The 19,012-nt window shown below is 45.1% G+C and carries 12 protein-coding genes and 1 tRNA gene; 6 read left to right on the top strand and 7 right to left on the bottom strand.

The genetic code is table 11. From position 1 onward, the window contains the following. Entirely contained in the window at positions 1-2,811 is a 2,811-nt protein-coding gene (locus FBF61_RS26280; protein ID WP_374756633.1) for a M16 family metallopeptidase, read from the bottom strand. A gap of 252 nt (positions 2,812-3,063) precedes the next feature. Between FBF61_RS26280 and FBF61_RS26275 the strand changes: the two genes are divergently transcribed. Further along, positions 3,064-3,459, top strand: coding sequence for a heavy metal-binding domain-containing protein (locus FBF61_RS26275; protein WP_229215231.1), 396 nt, complete (start codon positions 3,064-3,066; stop codon positions 3,457-3,459). 24 nt (positions 3,460-3,483) lie between these two features. Further along, positions 3,484-4,011 (top strand): acyl-CoA thioesterase, encoded by a 528-nt coding sequence (locus tag FBF61_RS26270; RefSeq protein WP_138482999.1) that lies wholly within the window; start codon positions 3,484-3,486, stop codon positions 4,009-4,011. On the opposite strand, the gene FBF61_RS26265 is transcribed toward FBF61_RS26270, so the two are convergent. Continuing rightward, positions 4,001-8,590 (bottom strand): translocation/assembly module TamB domain-containing protein, encoded by a 4,590-nt coding sequence (locus tag FBF61_RS26265; RefSeq protein WP_138482997.1) that lies wholly within the window; start codon positions 8,588-8,590, stop codon positions 4,001-4,003. The genes FBF61_RS26270 and FBF61_RS26265 overlap by 11 nt on opposite strands. Before the next feature lie 68 nt (positions 8,591-8,658). Here FBF61_RS26265 and tsaD point away from each other — a divergent pair, with 68 nt between their 5' ends. Continuing rightward, entirely contained in the window at positions 8,659-9,666 is a 1,008-nt protein-coding gene (tsaD, locus tag FBF61_RS26260) for a tRNA (adenosine(37)-N6)-threonylcarbamoyltransferase complex transferase subunit TsaD (protein WP_138482995.1), read from the top strand. A gap of 15 nt (positions 9,667-9,681) precedes the next feature. Next, positions 9,682-10,476, top strand: a complete 795-nt coding sequence (locus tag FBF61_RS26255) for an MOSC domain-containing protein (RefSeq protein WP_138482993.1) — start codon at positions 9,682-9,684, stop codon at positions 10,474-10,476. Between the two features lie 30 nt (positions 10,477-10,506). On the opposite strand, the gene lpxA is transcribed toward FBF61_RS26255, so the two are convergent. The 4 genes from lpxA to FBF61_RS26235 form a co-directional block, all read right to left on the bottom strand. Beyond that, complete coding sequence (gene lpxA, locus FBF61_RS26250) at positions 10,507-11,319, bottom strand: acyl-ACP--UDP-N-acetylglucosamine O-acyltransferase (RefSeq protein ID WP_138482991.1); 813 nt, start codon at positions 11,317-11,319, stop codon at positions 10,507-10,509. Beyond that, positions 11,316-12,707, bottom strand: a complete 1,392-nt coding sequence (locus FBF61_RS26245) for a bifunctional UDP-3-O-[3-hydroxymyristoyl] N-acetylglucosamine deacetylase/3-hydroxyacyl-ACP dehydratase (protein ID WP_138482989.1) — start codon at positions 12,705-12,707, stop codon at positions 11,316-11,318. The genes lpxA and FBF61_RS26245 overlap by 4 nt, the downstream gene beginning before the upstream one ends. Positions 12,708-12,791: 84 nt before the next feature. Beyond that, on the bottom strand, positions 12,792-13,841 hold the full coding sequence (lpxD, locus tag FBF61_RS26240; protein ID WP_138482987.1) for a UDP-3-O-(3-hydroxymyristoyl)glucosamine N-acyltransferase: 1,050 nt from the start codon (positions 13,839-13,841) through the stop codon (positions 12,792-12,794). A gap of 82 nt (positions 13,842-13,923) precedes the next feature. After that, positions 13,924-15,156, bottom strand: a complete 1,233-nt coding sequence (locus FBF61_RS26235) for an HD domain-containing protein (RefSeq protein WP_138482985.1) — start codon at positions 15,154-15,156, stop codon at positions 13,924-13,926. A gap of 130 nt (positions 15,157-15,286) precedes the next feature. Between FBF61_RS26235 and FBF61_RS26230 the strand changes: the two genes are divergently transcribed. Continuing rightward, positions 15,287-15,360: transfer RNA gene (locus tag FBF61_RS26230), tRNA-Ile, on the top strand. Positions 15,361-15,604: 244 nt separating this feature from the next. Here the strand turns inward: FBF61_RS26230 and FBF61_RS26225 are convergent. Then, a complete protein-coding gene (locus FBF61_RS26225; protein WP_138482983.1) occupies positions 15,605-17,248 on the bottom strand; it encodes a glycoside hydrolase family 32 protein in 1,644 nt (547 codons plus the stop codon). Positions 17,249-17,548: 300 nt separating this feature from the next. Between FBF61_RS26225 and FBF61_RS26220 the strand changes: the two genes are divergently transcribed. Continuing rightward, positions 17,549-18,991: an SGNH/GDSL hydrolase family protein gene (locus tag FBF61_RS26220; RefSeq protein WP_138482981.1), complete on the top strand. Its 1,443-nt coding sequence runs from the start codon at positions 17,549-17,551 to the stop codon at positions 18,989-18,991. Positions 18,992-19,012: the final 21 nt, after the last annotated feature.

Here is a 19,012-nt window from a genome sequence, read left to right as displayed (position 1 = left end):
CTACTTTTTCTGGCTTCCGCCTATAGAAGCAGGGGCACCTTCCGCGGGGGCACCTTTTTTAGCTTTGGCAAAATCACCTGCTTTGATGATTACCAGCTTATTGTAATCAATATATTTATTAAATGCCGCTTTGATCTGTTCAGGGGTCAGTGAATCGATTTTCTTTTCAAAATCAGCATCCCACTGCATGGTCCGGTTCAGGTATAGGTTATTGCTTAATGTGCTTGTCAGCGACGCATCCTGTGAGCGCGCCACCTGCCGCGACTGCAGATATCCCGATTTCGCAGCTTTCAGCTCTTCGGCGGTGAAACCTTCTTTCACGGCTTTTTCAATTTCCTCTTTAAACGCTGCTTCGAGTTTTTCGGCATTTTGAGGCGCATAAATCGCGTAAGACATAAAGGAACCGCTCTTATCCAGCGAACTGGCCGAGAATTGAGAACCTACTCCATAGCTCAATCCATCTTTTTGCCGGATGCGGGTAGCCAGACGTGAGTTAAGGAAACCGCCGCCCAGGAGATAGTTACCGATCACCAGTGCCGGATAATCCGGATCGGTATCCTGCAAAGGCATATACAAGCCGGCTACGAACATAGCGTTCGCTTTGTCGGGCGTTTCCAGCGATTTATTCTCAGGCTTAACAGGAATATATGGCGAAGGTATCCTTGTAAAAGGCTTGGCACTTTTCCAGCTGCCGAATTCAGCAGCCAGTATTTTTTGTATTTCAGCCTGATCAAAATCCCCTACCACGCTGGCAGAAGCATTATTGGCACCATAAAAATCCTTATGGAATTGTCGGAGCTGGTCAATTGTAGTCGATTTGATGCTTTCTACATCTTCATCAAAAGTACCCACATACCTGATATCGCTTTTTGGGTACGGTGTTACGATGCGGCGAAACTGATTGAAAGCAATAGCCTGCGGTTCGCTGCGCTGAGACTCGATTCCTGCCAGTTCCTCCTGTTTCAGTTTTTCAAATTCAACTTCATCGAACGATGGATTTTTCAAAACTTCTGCAACCAGTTTCATCACGGCAGGCAGGTTTTCTTTGGTAGTTTCAATGCTGGCACCTGCCTGGTTGGCTGCCCCGAAAAAGCTTACTCTCGCTTTCAGTTTATCAAACTCGTCTTTTAGCTGCTGGCGGGTTTTCGTCTTGGTACCTTTGTCGAGCATGGAACCTGTCAGGTCCGAGACAGTAGCCTTGTTGGCCAGGCTTTTTTCGTCACCATAACGAAGTGTTATCCGCGCGGCCACCACGTTACCACGCGTTTTTTTCGGCAATAATGCAGTTTCAATTGCATTAGGCTTTTCGACTCTTGTTGTACGGCTTTCAACATTCATCGGCGACGGGTCAAAAGCCTCGCCTTCTGCTACCACAGCTTCTCCTTTGTAGTTTTTAACCAGATCCTCCACGTTCGGGGCCTCCGGAATTTCCGCTCTAACCGGGTTGGTCTCAGGCACAAATGTCCCGAGGGTACGGTTTGACGGTTTAAAATAATATTGTGCAACCCGGAAAACATCCTCTGGTGTTACTTTCCGGATGTTATCCCTGAACAAAAAAGCCAGCCGCCAGTCGCCAGTTGCTATGGATTCACTGATGCTTAGTCCTACGCGCTCGGAATTACGGAATTCAAGATCCCAGTTTTTCAGCAAGGTTACTTTGGCACGTTCCACATCCTCAGCAGTCGGTTTCAGGATTGCGGAAGAATCGAGGGTTGCCACAAATGCTTTCCTGGCTTCATCCAAGGATTTTTCCTTCAACACCTCTGCGCCGAATAAAACAATCCCGGGATCAAACAACTGAAAACTGAACCCGAATTCCGACGACGCTTTTTTTGTGTTGACCAGATTTTTATACAGCTTTCCATTGGGCTCAGCGGTTAACAGTTCGGTCAGTACTTCCATAGCAGGATAATCGCCGTGTGAACCGGGCATGATATGGTAGGCAGCCATCAGCATTTGTACATCGCCTGTCCTTTTTAGTTCAACAAAACGCTCCCCATCCTGCGTAGGCTCCACGGTGTACGATTTAGGTAAAACGCGTGTTGGCTTAGCGATTTTACCAAAATATTCATTGATCATAGCCAGCGTTTTGGGTTCGTCGATCTTTCCCGCAACTGTCAGCACCGCGTTGTCGGGCTGGTAATACTTTTTATAAAAGGCCTGCAGATTCTCGATTGGCACGCGCTCAATATCCGAACGGTTTCCGATCGTGGATTTGCCATAGTTATGCCATAAAAAAGAACCCGAAAGAACACGCTCCATCAATACGCGGAACGGACTGTTTTCACCGGATTCAAATTCATTACGAACCACGCTGAACTCACTGTCCAGATCTTTTTTAGCAATAAAAGAGTTGATCATCCGGTCCGATTCCAGGTCCAGTGCCCATTTCAGGTTTTCTTCTGATGCTGAAAATGTCTCAAAATAATTGGTGCGGTCGTACCAGGTCGTGCCGTTTGGACGGGCACCATGTTCCGTAAGCTCCTGAGGAATATTGGGATGCTTGGGGGTTCCTTTAAAAACCATGTGTTCCAGCAAATGCGCCATACCTGTTTCGCCGTAACCCTCATGACGGGAACCCACCAGATAGGTAACGTTCACCGTTATGGTAGGTTTAGAAGGGTCCGGGAACATCAGCACTTTCAAGCCATTTTCGAGATTATATTCTGTAATCCCTTCCACTGAAGTTACTTTTTTAACTCCTTTGGGCAAATCCTGTGCAAATGACGGCGCCACCATGAGCGATGTCAAAACCAATCCAAATAATGTCCCGCGCCTTGGCGTCTTTTTTAATATAGATTTCATGACCATTCTAATATTGAAACAGTTTAGATTTACAATCCATGAAAATAATGTAGATAATTTCAGCAAGCAATTACTTCGGTATAAACGGCAAAATAAAAACCCGTTTTCAGGTAAAAAACATAAATCGATATATTCCCCTGGAAAATGCAACATATCGGCTGTTTTGACCTGTATAGAAATAAATACACGAAATTTCCGGAACGATGGGAATTCAGCATGAAGATTCGCAGTTTTGTTAAAATGATTACCGACATATTAATGGCCGCAAACAAAAAAATCAACAAGCTTATTATTGCCCTCATCGCGGGCACACTTCTGGGCTGTGCAAGCGGGGGCATCCCGATTTCAACCAATACCAAATATCCTATTGAGGTACTGTACGAAAATCAGCCATTGGAACGCCCCTATTCCGAAATAGGTCTTGTGGAGATCAGTAATGAAGATTCCCTCACCGCGAGACAAACAAAGGATAAAAGAATGATGTACCGTGGAAATGACGCCAAGACGAAAGAATTGCTCACAGCAAGGCTTGTCATGAAGGCGCAGAAAATCGGTGCGGACGCGATTATCAACGTCAGGTACAAATATTATACAAGTGTAAAAAGTGAGGGGTATATGCTTAGCGGACTCGCTGTCAGGTACAGAGGCGAATAAATTTTACATCTAAAACTCATAATCATGCTTTTTACTACTGACCTAACCAGTATGCCTGTTGAGGCTGAGTCCAGGGTTATCATCCGCTTTCAGGACTGTGATCCGCTGATGCATCTAAACAACTCCAAATATTTCGAATATTTCTTCAATGCCCGCGAAGACCAGGTTTCCAAGCTTTATGGGTTTAGCTATGAGGCCATGTACCGCGAACTGCGCACCAGCTGGGTTGTATATCAGCATCAGATCGCCTACGTGCGCCCGGCACTGATCAGTGAGTGGGTAAGGATCACTTCGAGGATTATATACTACAATGAAGACACTATGGTGACTGAGTATTTCATGACCAACGATCTCCATACTGAACTGAAAACAATGCTTTGGACGACATCCAAGCATATCAGCATTACAACGGGCAAACGGGTGCCGCACACACAGGAAGTAATGGATTATCTTGCAGCAACTTGTGTCCCGGATCTTGATTTTCCAAGTATGCAGTTCAACGAACGCATCCATGCCATCAAGCACGGACTTTCGGCGGGTACTAACGTGTAGATTCTTTGTTTGAAAGCAGCTTTTTCCCCGTAGAATCCTGGCGGGTAGAGTCCGGCGGGAGTATGTAGGGAATCTGGACTGTTGGCTTCGGCATCATCCCGAACCGGTTGAAGCTATGCGTAAACTGCATGCTCACACCACCCGTTGTGAGCGTGTTGGTAAGAAAAGAGTTCTGAATGTTACGGTTATATGCTTTTACCCTGACTGAACCCGTACTGTTCAGCCAATACTCCAGAGTCCATTCGCCAAGCAAAGTGGCGGCATCATACTGGGTAGCGCCGGTCTGGGTGCCGGATGTAAAGCGCCCGTCTCTGGTTACCCTGAAACGATCGTTGAGGAACCGGTAAGAAAATCGGAGCTGAAGATTATTGAGCGCATTCTGGTCAAGAGAAAGGCCGGACACACCCACTTCCAGATTCTCATTGATCCCCGAAGCCCAACGGCTTATCTGATTCGAAACCAGCTCACTGATACTGCTTCCCAGGAAATTCTGATTGCTTGTTTGTCCTGCCAGACTGCTTTCCGGCAACAATTGATTTACGACCAGCAAGCTGCTTACCTGGCGGCTAAGTTCCTGTTCATCCGATTTCAGTTTGTTCTGAAATGCTTCCAGCTGTCCACGGTAATTGCTCAATGACGGATTATCCAAAATTTTAAGGTCGTACCGGATCTGTGGCGACATCAGCCTTTCTGACAATCCAATGGTTACTTCTACCGGATACCTTCTGGATAATGCATCACCGCCGGAGCCGGTTGAGGTACTTGAACTTGGCAGTACACCGGCGAGCGAAACCATTTGGGTATAACCAGCCTTGACATCCAGTTGCGCCCCGTAAGGATCGCCCGACCACACAATTCTGCTACCCGGCTTGATGCTGAACTTCTTATTAATGATATTCTGAAGTGTAAAATTGTACTCACCTCTTTCGATTTCATAGGTACCAGCCATTGTAAAATCGCCCTTTGTATCGATGTTCAGATTGAGCCTGCCGCTACCGTTTCCGCGAATGATATCACCGGTTTGACGGTCGAATATAATCTCGCAGGTAGCATCCGGTGTGAGGTTAAAATTAAAATCCATTTTTATACCGCCGCTAATCTGTTTCCGGGCGACAGAATCTGAACTGCTCTGATTGTCCTCCAACGGAAGCTTGCTCACAAACTGAATGTAATCCTGCGTTGCAACTTCGGTGGCACCGTCCAGCGGTATATGAATTTTGGTTCCCTTATTACTGGTTACATTCGCCTCAATATTAAGATTGTCTATCGGCCCGAAAACAGCCACGGGACCGGTGACATAGGCAGTGCCGTAAAAAGTATCGTTGTCAGGCGGAGTTGTATTCAGTATCTTGAAATTGCGCAGGTCGGCATTGAAACCCAGAGAAAAGTACTTAAAACCGTCATGAAACACACCACCACGAAGCGTTGCAGTGTTTCCATCTGTATCAGTGAGCAGGATGTTGTTACAGGTAATTTCACTTTCTGTAAAATTGATCTTGTCGCTAAACGTAAAAACAGACTGCAGATAGTCAAATTTCATCCTTCCCTTCTCCACCATCAAAGATCCTTCCAGAACCGGAGCGTCCACTACCCCTTTGATAAGAACAGTGCCCTGCGCGCTTCCGCCGACGTCTGATATCAGCCCTTCGGTAAAAGGTTCGAGAGCTTTGAAGTCGATATGATTAAAAATAGCTTTCAGATTGAGCGTATTCTCACCCAGTTTTGGCCGGTAGGCACCAGTCAGATTAAAAACTCTCCGCGCGTTCTTATTAAGCTGGGCATCGATCTGCAGCTCACTCGTAACCTGGTCCCAATAGCTGGTACCCGACAGATTCCCGAACTCATACTGCCCGTAGCCAAGGCTTTCTATGTTAAAATTTGCATCTAATAATACGCTATTGTACACATCTTTCACCTTGGCGGAGCCATCCATTATGCCTGCAAGCTGTGTATTCAATACAGGGTTAAGGCTTCCCAGCTTGAAATTCCTGACATCCAGCACCAGGTTTTTATCAGGGTTTTCAGACGCGGAACCACTCAGGAAAATGCGCTGCTTTCCGCTTACTAAACCTACATTCCTGAAATTCACATCCTTTCCAACTATTGAAATGAGGCTTTCGGACGGCACATTCCACTCTTCTTCCAGCAGTTTTAATTTGGAATTTTTAAAGCCAATATCGAGCCCCTCGGGTAAAAAGCGTATCTCTCCGGCCAGACTGGCACTGTTTGTGCTCTTGACCTCATTCAATGCGCCATTAAAATCGATGTGATCTACATCCCAGGTACCTTCCAGCTCCAGTTTTTCTGTGGGCACAAGCACACTCATTTTCTGCTGCCCTGAAGTGATAAGGACAGAGGCGAGTACTTCGGCGCTATTCACAAACTTCGAGGTTGTTACATCTACCTCAGAATCTACAAATTCATTTTTCCCATATCTAAGGGTATCCGAAATCGCATTCAAAGTAAGAAAAGCAGTATTTCCCATTTTAAAAGTCCCTTCCACTTTTGCCCCTTTTGAAACATAAATGTCAGGACTTAAAAAAGCCAGGAACCGGGAAAGGTTTCTGGTTTCGACCTCATAATCTATCTGATACCTTCTCTGAGAAGACTCTACAGGCTTTTTGGCGTAATATCCCGCACGGTTTGCCTCATTTTCAAAGAAGTAAAGTTTATATTCATCCAAAACCCTGGTGACGTCCCCCCAAGCTTCGGTAGGTAAAAAAGTACCCTCCGCTTTTGCTGTAAGAAACTCACTTTCCAGCTGAAGCCTGCGTTTGTCTTCCTGCTGAGAAGATGAGAAAACAAGGGTGTCAATAACCAGGTTTCTTTCTTTGTTCGTCATCAACAGATAAGTATTGAGCAGTTTCGCATCGCCGGTCAGTTCATCGATTGTATTACCCGAAACATTAACATTAAGCTCTGTACGTAAAGTAATCGGGTCCTCGACAAAACCCAGCTCCCTCAGATTTGCCTTCTCGACAACACCCTGTAAATCAAAAGAATTCTGCGGCTTCGAAAGGTCAAACTCTCCTTCCAGATCGACGACAAAATTACTATCCCTTGCACTGACCTGCCCGTTAAAGTACTGATTCTGAAGGTTGCCTTTCAGCCGTATATCCCTGTAATCGTAATTCCGGAAGCCGACCCTGCTCACCAGGGCATTCATGTCCGTGGAAGCAAATTGCAGCTCGGTCCCTTTCCCAACCACTTTCCCGCCAAAGTCCAGCTTTTGCCAGGTTTCCTTTTGGTCCAGCAAGGTCCCGAGTTCAAATCCGGACGTATGGATTTCACCCGAATAGGTAGTTGTTCTGGAATCCGAAACATGGAAAACCAGGTCACCGGCTATTTCACCCAAACCTGATGAAGCCGACGCATTGACAGCAAAATCTTCCAATGTACCTTTAAATGTCCCATCCAGAAGTGTGAGCCCGAACTTGTTCAGCGTAGGATGCATGTCCCACTCGGGGTAATACTGAATGATATCTTCCGGAAGAACTTTAGACAGAGATAAGCGGATATCCATCTGAACGCCTTCGATCTGCGGCAACCCTTTAAAACCTAAATCACCTACCAGCCGGCTCCCTTTTCCAAAATAAAGATCCGTATTGGTAAGTACGAAATCATCCACTTTTCCATTGAAATCCCCGGAAATTTTCCAGGTTTCATGGAGTCCGTCGACGTAGCTCGAAAATAATCCCAGATCCTGCGAATGAATATGGCTGCCGACCAGATGCCCCGTCATCCGCACTTTATGATTAAAATCACCCAGCTCGCCGGACCGGTTATAATAGAAGATGATCTCATCTTTCAGATAAGAGCTGCCTATATGCGCGTCGAGCTCTTTCAGCTCCATTTTTTTCTGACAAAACAGGAAGCGGGTATCCAGATCATGCATTTTCAACCCGGTTTGTTTATCAACCGTTTTAAGGTTTTTAGCGATAAATGATATGGTATCCCCCTGAACGAGAAAGTCTTTTAAATCCCCGCTGAGATGGTTTAGCTCAAAATGTGAGTAATCAAAAACCCTCGGACCTTTATCCCGTCGGTTTCTGGGGTCATCGTAACTGAAGGTTCCGTCTATCACCTTCGATTTTCCAATGACAAATGGCGTGTTATTTTCCGGGGCGTTGGGCGGGCGGGGCGTTGCCGGACGGGTCAGTTCGTTGATACTTTCTATAAAACCATCAATATTGAGCGAGCCCGAACCAGGGACTACAACGAGGTGCACATCCGGCTGGAATACATTCACTTCGTCCAGAAATATCTCCCGGGACGAATTGTTAATAATGTTGCGCACATTGAGATTGACGTCAATCCTGCCGACATCGATCATGTCCTGCTGGTTTGTATCTTTCACTGAAATGCCTTCCAGGGATACGACATCAAACCATTTGATGTTTACTTTTTCTATGGTAATCGGATAGCCGAGTTTTTCAGAAACAGAAGCGGTTGCTGCCTGTACGGCCCAGGTTTGAACGGAAGGAAGCTGAAGGGCGATTGTAGCAATTCCAAGCGCCAGCAGCGCGAAAATGATAACCACAATCAATACATTACCAAACGCCTTCAGGAATTTTAACATATATAGCTTCGCAGTTCAATACTGCTTATCTTATTGTTAATGCTTAATTTTGCGAATAAATTCAAAGTATGAATATCCTCGCCATAGAATCGTCTTGTGACGAAACCTCCGCAGCTGTTATAACTAACGGGAAAATCCGATCCAATGTTGTTGCTACACAACTCATTCACACACAATACGGCGGCGTTGTACCTGAACTGGCTTCCCGTGCCCACCAACAACATATTCTGCCGGTGGTGGATAAGGCTTTGAATGATGCAAAAGTAACAAAAAAAGACCTGGATGCCATTGCTTTCACCAAAGGGCCGGGTCTGCTTGGTGCGTTGCTGGTAGGAACATCCTTCGCTAAGTCGATGGCTTTGGGATTAAATATCCCTTTGATTGATATACATCACATGCAGGCGCATGTGCTTGCCCATTTCATAGAAGATCCCAAGCCTGCGTTCCCGTTTTTGTGCCTGACAGTGAGCGGCGGACATACGCAGATTGTAAAAGTCAGCGGCCCGCTGGAAATGGAAATTATAGGAGAAACCAAGGATGATGCGGTTGGGGAGGCCTTTGACAAAACTGCGAAGCTTCTGGATCTGCCTTATCCGGGAGGCCCGTTGATTGATAAGTATGCGTCTGATGGCAACCCGGCAGCATATCCTTTTCCACTTCCGGAAATGCCCGGACTGGATTTCTCATTCAGCGGGATCAAGACTTCTTTCATGTATTTTTTACAAAAACAGATCCGCGAAAATCCGGATTTTGTATCACAGAATATATCCGACATTTGCGCCAGCATTCAGTTTACGCTTATTAATATTTTGTTAAAAAAATTAAAAAAAGCGTCAAAGGAAACAGGTATAAAAGAAATTGCGATTGCAGGAGGGGTATCTGCCAATTCAGGTCTGCGCAAATCACTTCTGGAACTCGGAGAGAAACTTGGCTGGAAAGTGTACATTCCTGCTTTTGAATATTGCACCGACAACGCGGCTATGATCGCGATTGCCGCACATTATAAATTTCTGGAAAACGATTTTTGTGATCAAACGGTCAGTCCGCTGGCTAAAATGGAATTCAGTTCTCATTAACCTATCTGCTTCAATATGGTACTTTCGGAAATATGGATCTATCCCGTAAAATCGCTGGGCGGCATTCGTTTGAATGCGTCCGAAGTAGAAGAAAAAGGCTTGAAATTCGACAGACGCTGGATGATCGTAGATGAGGATGGCGTGTTTCTGACGCAGCGTGTTTTCAGTAAGATGGCCTTGCTTGATATTTCACTTCTGGAAAATGGATTGGTCATATCAAGCCGTTTTGAGCCTGGAAATGAAGTTTTTGTTCCTTACACCCCGGTTTCCGGAGCAAATATTGAAGTAAAAGTGTGGGACGATATCGTGCAGGCTGTAACAGTCAGCGACGAAGCTGATGCATGGCTGAGTAAACAACTGGATAAAAATGTAAGGATCGTAATGATGCCCGAATCAACCAGACGCCCGGCTGATCCGAGATATGCATTGCATGGAGAAGCAGTAAGCTTCGCGGACGGATTTCCGTTTTTACTAATCTCCCAAGGTTCCCTGGATGATCTCAATTCCAGACTTCCGGAAGCAATTGAAATGAGGCGCTTCCGACCGAATTTTGTGGTAACCGGCACCGGTCCGTTTTCGGAGGATGCCTGGAAGTCAATCAGGATCGGCAGCTTGTCTTTCGATGTTGTGAAACCCTGTGCCCGGTGCGTACTTACGACCATTGATCCAAAAACCGGCGAAAAAGGCGCAGAACCCCTTAAAACTCTTGCGTCTTTTCGCAGAGTAAATAATAAAATACTTTTTGGTCAGAACCTTGTGGGGAGAGGCACGGGAACAGTCTGCGAAGGAGATGAGATTACTTTGGTATAGAAATCTGCATCTTTCCTTCTGACGTTACTGCTATTGCTGCGATTCGGGATCGACTGTTCCGGCGGTCTGAAAAGGGCTTTTCATAATACCTCTTTCAGAATTACGGATAAAATTAATGATCTCGTCCCGTTCATTGGAAGGGGGTAGTTCGAGTTCGATTTTTTGAAGAGCTTCTGCATTATTGAGCCCTTTCATGTAAATGAGGCGGTAAATATTCTGGATTTCAACAATCTTTTCATTACTGAACCCACGACGCCTCAGACCTACAGAGTTGATACCGGCGTAGGAAATCGGCTCTCTTGCTGCTTTTGTAAATGGCGGCACATCTTTACGTACGAGCGAAGCTCCGGAAACAAAGGCGTGGGCACCGACTTTTACAAACTGATGCACCGCGCTCAGCGCACTGATAATTGCCCAGTCACCTACATGCACGTGCCCGGCCATCTGTACATTGTTTCCGATAATGCAGCTGTTCCCGACCCGGCAATCATGTGCGACGTGGGCATAGGCCATGATCAGGCAGTCTGAGCCGACCACTGTTTTCCAATGCTCTTCGGTACCTCTACTGATTGTTGCATACTCACGTATGGTGGTATTATCGCCGATAATCGTTAAAGTATATTCGTTATTATACTTAAGATCCTGGGGTGTTGAGGAAATCACCGCCCCCGGATAAACTTTGCAGTTTTTCCCTATTCTTGCGCCCGAGTTAATGACTGCATGCGATCCTATCCAGGTACCCTCGCCGATTTCCACATCTTTGTGTATCATCGCGAAGGGTTCAATTTCTACATTCTGAGCGATCCTGGCGTCAGAATGGATATATGCTAATGATTGAGTCATTTTTTCTTTACCAGGCTAGCTATCATGTCCGCTTCACACACCAATTGTCCGGCAACATATCCCCGGCCACTCATTTTGACGATTCCCCGTTTCATCGGAGAAGTGAATTCACATTTAAAAATTACCGTATCGCCTGGAAAAACGTTTCTCCGGAAACGGCAGGCATCAATTCCAATCAGGTAGGGCCAGTAATTATCCGGGTCAGGCACACTGGTAAGTACCAGTATTCCTCCTGTCTGAGCCATAGCTTCCAGCTGCAAAACACCTGGCATCACAGGATTTCCGGGAAAATGTCCAAGAAAAAACTGTTCATTGATCGTCACATTCTTTACACCTACTACGCTATTTTCGTCCAGGGCAATGATCTTGTCAATCATCTGAAACGGATAACGGTGAGCAAGCAGCTGCCCGATCTGATTGATATCAAACACCGGCGCTTTATTCGGATCGTACTGAGGAATATCTCCTTTGCCCGACTTGATCAGTTTTTTTATCTTTTTAGCAAGCGCAACGTTGGCTGCATGCCCCGGCCTGGCAGCAAGTATCTGTGCCTTGATCGGCCGACCAATGAGTGCCAGATCTCCAATGAGATCAAGCAGCTTGTGCCTGGCCATTTCATTGGAATAATGAAGGTCTACATTATTAAGAATGCCCTTCGATTTATTTACACTTACTTTCGGCTTGTTCAGTAATTGGGAAAGATGATCAAGCTCACCATCCTGCACTTCTCTGTCTACAATAACAATGGCATTGGTAAGATCCCCTCCTTTGATCAGATTCTGGCGGTAGAGTGCCTCCAGTTCATGCAGGAATACGAAAGTCCGGCACTTAGCTATATCATCTTTAAAGAGTGTAATATCATTCAAAGAAGCATGCTGGCTACTGATAACCGTCGAGTTATAATCAACCATAACAGTCAGTCGGTAATCTGAAAGCGGCAATGCTACCAGTTCGGTATCCTTCTCCAGGTTTTTGTAATGCACATATTCCGGAACTTCAAAATAGTTACGGTATGCATTTTGTTCTTCAATCCCTGCATCAAGCAAAGCATCCACAAATTTGATCGAGCTACCATCCATGATTGGTGGCTCCGGGCCGTCCAGTTGGATCAGTACGTTATCAATCTGTAATCCCACAAGTGCTGCTAGGGTGTGTTCAACGGTATGAATCCTCGCTCCGTTTTGCTCAATGGTAGTACCTCTGGAAAGATCCACCACATTATCAACATCAGCGTCTACAATTGGCTGATCCGGTAAGTCAACACGTTGAAATTTATATCCGTGGTTTGCGGCAGCAGGGACAAAAGTCATTGTAGCCACGACACCTGTATGCAAACCCACTCCTGTTACGGATACTGACCTGGAAATGGTTTGTTGTTTTTCGTTCATTATATATTCTCCTTTTCTGCTTAAAGGCGACGAGGATTTCGTAGTTCCGCGATTAAAAGCCGCTTTGTATATTGATTAGTTAGGTTAATTCCTTTCCTGAACATCGGAAGTTTCCCGTTTGCTTTCCAGTTCTTTCAGTCTTTCCTCCATTTCAGGAAGCTTTCTTACCAGAGCCATGGACCTCAGATGCTCGTTCAGGTCTCTTGCCGGTGACCCCGACAAAGACAGGCCTTCCTTTTTGATAGATTTACCTAAACCGCTCTGCGCTCCGATTTTCGTATTGTTGGCAATTGTAATATGTCCAACGATGCCTACCTGCCCGGCAATGATACATTGTTCACCGACCGTCGTCGATCCTGATACGCCGGACTGGGCTGCAATTACGGTATTTTTTCCTATCTCTACATTATGTGCAATTTGCACGAGATTATCTATTTTGACACCTTGCCGGATGATGGTCGAGCCCATTGTTGCACAATCAATTGTAGAATTCGCACCTATGCTCACATCATCCTCGATCACAACGTTTCCAAGCTGCGGGATGGTTTTATAAGTACCGTCAGCCTGTGGCGCAAAGCCAAAACCGTCGCTGCCGATGACCGTATTGGCGAAAATAATGCAGTTTTTGCCGATGATTGTGTCATCATAGATACGCACGCCCGGATGAATTACTGAATAATCCCCGATCGTAACATTGTCTCCGAGATAGGTATGGGGATAAATTTTAACGCCGTCTCCGATCGTACAGTTTTTACCGATATAGGAAAAAGCGCCACGGTAACAACCTGCACCGGTACTGCTGTTTTCACCTAAAAAACTGGGTTGTTCCACACCGGACTTGTCATTGGCGATACGCTTCTGATACTCTTCCAGCAGGATCGTGAAAGCAGTGTAAGCATTATCGACATAAATAAGTGTGGAGGAAATTTCTTTTTTGGGGACAAAATCTTTACTAACTATTACTGCAGAAGATTGTGTGGAGTATATATAGGATTCGTATTTACTGTTGGCAAGAAAAGAAATACAACCCGGACGCCCTTCTTCAATTTTAGCAGCCGAATTAATAGTAATTTTATCATCTCCAACAATAGTTCCATCAAGCATTTGAGCAATCTCGCCGACAGTAAATTTCATATTTTATTGGCTAATTTCGGGTAATGAAGTTCTTGTATATAAAGTAAATTTTTAAAACGACTTTTTCTCATCAGGATCCTGACTAACCACGCAAAGATACATTTTTACCCCAACATACATAGTACTTGCGTACAATCTTAGTCAGTGCTTCTATGGTTGGAATATCCGACGCATCGGCAATGTCCAGCAGCCTGCCGTCCTTCATCTTTACCCTGATCGGATCCTGCTCTTTTGCATATGCCCAGTTTGTAGTTTCGCCAGACACCAGAAAATAAGGAATCTGTTCCTTTGTAAGCCCCGCTTCTAAAAGTTGATTTTCCAAATCAGCCAACATATCCGTGCCGGGCTGCGAATCCAAAATATTGATTTTGAATAAATTCCTGTTCAGCAGCATCTCACAAAGTATCGAAAGCACCGGGTCGCTATGCTTTGTCCACCCTTTCACAGAAGCCCATACGTCGTTGTCGTCCAAACCGTTGAAAGATTCAAGCAAATCAGGATAAATTTCAAAATCGTGGAGGGAAAAAGTGTTTCTCAAAAATCTGGAAAAATCTGGCGTAGCAAACAATTCTTCTCCGTTTTCGGACAATTCCCTCGCCCTCTGGAGTATGCGTGTCAGCATGGCCTGGGCGCTCAGGAGGGTTTTGTGTAAATAAACCTGCCAGTACATCAGCCGTCTGGAATGCAGAAAATTTTCTATACTCAATAACCCTTTCTCTTCCACCACAAGCTGCCCATTGCTGATATCAAGCATTTTGATAAGCCTGTCCGCCCCAACCGACCCTTCAACCACACCTGTATAAAAACTGTCCCGGTTGAGGTAATCCATCCGGTCCATATCGAGCTGGCTTGATATCATCTGGTGGAAAAATTCTCTGGGGTAAGTCCCTTCAAACATCTGTATAGCAATTTCCAGCCTTCCGTGCATTTGACGGTTCAGCTCTTTCATCATCACTAAAGTCACGGATTCGTGCGAAACTCCCGGCATAAGCACACTCTCAAGCACGTGAGAGAAAGGGCCGTGGCCAAGGTCATGCAAAAGGATAGCAGCCTGTGCAGCTTCGAGCTCAACTTCATCCACCCGGTTTCCTTTTTCCTGTAAAGTCCTCAAAGCAAGACCCATCAGATGCATGGCACCCAATGCATGATGAAAACGAGTGTGAAGCGCGCCCGGGTAGACAATATCCGCCAGGCCAAGCTGCTTGATTCTTCTTAACCGTTGAAAATAAGGATGCTCAACGAGATCAAAAAGTAGATCAGAAGATATAGATATAAATCCGTAAACCGGATCGTTGATTATTTTCCTTTGATTCAAAGCTACTTTTTCCCAATGTGTAAACTAGCAACGGACAAAAGTACTTATTCTTGTCATATTGATTTGGAGATTTAAACAGTTTCGCTAATTTTGCACTCCAAACCGCGAATAAGCGGAGCTTTTTACGCTCGGGCCTATAGCTCATTCGGTTAGAGCAACTGACTCATAATCAGTAGGTGCCTGGTTCGATTCCAGGTGGGCCCACTTGAAATTGAAGCACTTAGCAAAAATGCTAAGTGCTTTTTTCTTATATTTGTCCCAATGTTGCAATGAACTCCTGCAAAACAACGACGTCGTTAGCTGATCAATCTTCCACAAAAAATTTGAAGCCGACCACAATCACACCCACAATGTACTTTGATAAGAGGGCAACAAACGGCACTCCAAAGTAAGTGGACCGACACGAAACTAAATACATAAATACCTGACTACAAAGTACGTGATATCACTACCAAGCCGATCCAACTTGAAAAACTTCCAGTTCTTTTACATCAATACCATTGCCCCAAAAATGAAACCCCTCTTTATTTCCTGGTTCCATTTTTCTTTCCATAGAATAGGAATACGCACCGCCGTCAATAAACACCTCAATGGATGTCCGGTCGATGAAGATGTCCGCTGTGATTTCTGTACTGGTTATATTCTCAGGTGAATAAAAAACTTTGTTGACCAGGTTGAAATTCAGGTCATAATCCAGAATACGCTGTCCGAAGAGGTTCAGACCTGCGTTTGTGGCATGGGAAAGTTTGATTGTTGCTTTTATCCGCAAACGGTCAGCATTGCTGAATTCCTTCAATTTCGCGTTGGCATCGGAAGCCGTCAATGACGGCCACCGATTAATCCGGTTGAATAACTGATTGGTTTCTTTGACCGGCGTACTAAACATCCTGATTCCGTCTTTCGTGGTTCGTAATGTTAGCTCGGTTGGCATAAGCATCATACCATTGAACGGCATTCCCGGGTGCTGCAGCCTCCCCCAACCCATCTGTATCCTCCTGCCATCTGATTCAGGGATATTGGTAAAGGTTTGAGCTGCGTATATAGACCCCGTGGTATAGTAATATTTGCCCGATTCCGGCTTGAAAGTCTTCCCGTCAAACGAGCCGATCATATAGGTGCTTGACGCACCGTACATCACCCATTTTGTTCGGTTTTTATCGCCGTCCACCGGTAGTTCAAAAAGGTCGGGACATTCCCAGAAACCGGTAACATGGCTTTCAGCATTCCAGTCTTTCAGGTTTTTGGACGTATAAACGGTGTGACCGTCTCTTTCGTTCAGCACCATTACCCAATGGTTGCCAGGTTTGTACCAAAAAACCCTTGGGTCTCTGGTATCCTTGCTGTTCCATTTTGCTTTGGAATCTATCACAGGATTTTTGTCATATTTTGTCCAGGTGCGGCCTTTATCCAGGCTATATGCTACACATTGGATCTGCCTATCTGCATTATCCGCTGTATATATGGCTACCATTGCCGGTGTACCTGCTTTGTTAAAACCAGCCGTATTGTTATAATCTATCACGGCCGATCCGGAAAACATGGTGCCCAGGTTATCCGGGCTCAGCGCAGTCGCAAGCTCATTCCAATGAATCATATCCTTGCTCACGGCATGTCCCCACGACATATTTTCCCATTCCTTTTCATAAGGATTGTGCTGATAGAAAAGGTGATATTCCCCTTCATAAAAGATCATTCCGTTCGGGTCGTTGATCCATCCTCGTTTGGTTGTAAAATGAAATTGCGGACGGTTCTTTTCCTGATAGAGGGAATCTTGCCCCGCTATTTTATCATCCTCATAAATCCTGGACAGACCTGATGCATCTCCGTCATAACTGATTTTGACAGTTTGCCCCTGTAATGCAGTCATATCACAGAAAACCCAGTAATCAGGTTCATTTGCAGCCAGCCTTATTTTGAACGACCTCTCCTGTTTACCTGAAACTTCAAATTTCATAACACCTCTTTCCTGTTTTTGGGACACGGGAAGGTTGAGATATTTTCTGGTAATCTTTAAAGTAATATCCGCCGCATTGACGGACTGAGCCAGGATAAAAATGAGCCCGAAAGCCTGTAAAGCCAATTTCGCTTTCATAGTTCGTTTAGGATGTTTGTGATAGATCAATACTACCTTTTCTAAACCTTGATTTACAAACAAACTACTATTATCTCATCAAAACATCCGTTTGGTAATTGCCACCGACCGGAGGAAAACTTCTTCAAAACTTGCGCATATTTTGAAATACAAATAAGCTTTTATCGCCGTACACTTGATCAACAAATCCTACTGGTCAGGACTCAACTTCTTCTTCCAGGCATTTATACCATTTGTGAACAGAAATCACGAATCTGTTTTAATCCCTTGTCTACATGTTTCACTTTAAACAAATTAAAAATGAAGAAGTTGTTATTCTTAGTAGCCCTCATTGCATGTAATAAACCCACCCCGGGCTGGCCCGATCCGCAACCGGCCGAGCCCATTTATATTCCTACTGCCGAAGATTCTGCCAGGACAGCCGGGCCATTTATGCGCGTTCACCCCGTGGGGCAATATCCCGAGATGATCCATGACAATATTGAACGACAGCCAGCACTCAAAATAGAACAATGGTTGTCCACACCTGTCCCAGTGGCAGATTTCGGACGTATACTCAAACCGGGGCAAGAAATGGAGATGGTTGCATTTGGCGGTGGTTTGACGGCCGGCGTCATGAATGGCGGCATTACCCGGGAAAGCCAGCAATCCAACTACACCAATCTGCTGGCGCACCAAATGGGTATCCAAAATTTCGCTATGCCCCTTTTTGAAAAAGAGCATTTTAATGGTACAGGTTATTACGTATACCGTAATACGGAAAGCGGGTATCCGCAGTGGGACAGGGTTATAAACAATACTATTTCTATCTCGCCAGGCAGCCCGCCGACTATGCCGGAATACCAGGGGAAGATTTCAAATTATGCATTGCCTGATGGAAGTGCAGAAAGGTTTATGATGGGTTATGATTGTGCAAATTGCAATTTAAACAAGCTTTTCCTATCGCGCTTTAAACATTATCTGCGCCCCTACATGTCAGAAGCATTTGATCAGATTAAATCCGAAATACCTTATAAATTCGTAATCATCGAAGAATTTTTCGATCGTTGGATGTATGGAATTCAAACAATAAGTCGAGTCGGGCTCTGGGACTATAGCTTCAACGGTTCAATCATGAACACCGGCAGGATTACTGAGTCTGCAATCAATAATATATTGAGCGAAGGCCAGAAGGGAGTCATTTTTACAATCCCCCGATACCAGGACCTGGCATATATGCACTGGTACTCTATCGATAATTTAAAAAAAAGGGCATCGGAAGTATACATCACCTTCAATATGGACGGCGAAGGGGATGGATTGGTAAACAGTGCAAAGCCGTTTTCACTGATCCCGACGGCGAAGCTCCATCTACTATTTGAAAGATTCAAGGATGGTGGAGCTTTTAGGGCAAATCTCGAAGATAAAGAAGTGCTGGATTATGGAGAGTGCTATATGTCTGACCCGGCCCTTCACTATAACCAGAAAATACGAGAATATGCGACAAAAAAAGACCTCGCTGTTGTCGATCTTTTCGACCTATATCAACGCATTCACCAGGGCGGATATAAAACCGATGACGGCGTTTTGATAGACGGAAGCCCATATGGTAATTTCTTCTCATCGGACGGCATTTACCCAACACCACTCGGGCAGGCCGTTATTACAAACGAGGTCATCAAGGCTATTAATAAACATTATGGTGCCAAAATCCCTTTGATCGATATCGCAGGATTCTCCAAAGGAGTAGGATTCAAAAACTAATATTCGTCTAAAAAATCAACA

Origin of the sequence: Dyadobacter bucti, from assembly GCF_005869225.1 — a bacterium.
Lineage (GTDB): Bacteria > Bacteroidota > Bacteroidia > Cytophagales > Spirosomataceae > Dyadobacter > Dyadobacter bucti.
Note: the sequence above shows the minus strand (reverse complement) of the source record. Positions and strands in the feature narration are given on the sequence as shown.

Excerpts from the sequence above, each read along its gene's own strand:
- FBF61_RS26280 (WP_374756633.1), bottom strand. The coding sequence starts at position 2,811 with ATGGTCATGAAATCTATATTAAAAAAGACGCCAAGGCGCGGGACATTA.
- FBF61_RS26275 (WP_229215231.1), top strand. The coding sequence starts at position 3,064 with ATGGCCGCAAACAAAAAAATCAACAAGCTTATTATTGCCCTCATCGCG.
- FBF61_RS26270 (WP_138482999.1), top strand. The coding sequence starts at position 3,484 with ATGCTTTTTACTACTGACCTAACCAGTATGCCTGTTGAGGCTGAGTCC.
- FBF61_RS26265 (WP_138482997.1), bottom strand. The coding sequence starts at position 8,590 with ATGTTAAAATTCCTGAAGGCGTTTGGTAATGTATTGATTGTGGTTATC.
- tsaD (WP_138482995.1), top strand. The coding sequence starts at position 8,659 with ATGAATATCCTCGCCATAGAATCGTCTTGTGACGAAACCTCCGCAGCT.
- FBF61_RS26255 (WP_138482993.1), top strand. The coding sequence starts at position 9,682 with ATGGTACTTTCGGAAATATGGATCTATCCCGTAAAATCGCTGGGCGGC.
- lpxA (WP_138482991.1), bottom strand. The coding sequence starts at position 11,319 with ATGACTCAATCATTAGCATATATCCATTCTGACGCCAGGATCGCTCAG.
- FBF61_RS26245 (WP_138482989.1), bottom strand. The coding sequence starts at position 12,707 with ATGAACGAAAAACAACAAACCATTTCCAGGTCAGTATCCGTAACAGGA.
- lpxD (WP_138482987.1), bottom strand. The coding sequence starts at position 13,841 with ATGAAATTTACTGTCGGCGAGATTGCTCAAATGCTTGATGGAACTATT.
- FBF61_RS26225 (WP_138482983.1), bottom strand. The coding sequence starts at position 17,248 with ATGAAAGCGAAATTGGCTTTACAGGCTTTCGGGCTCATTTTTATCCTG.
- FBF61_RS26220 (WP_138482981.1), top strand. The coding sequence starts at position 17,549 with ATGAAGAAGTTGTTATTCTTAGTAGCCCTCATTGCATGTAATAAACCC.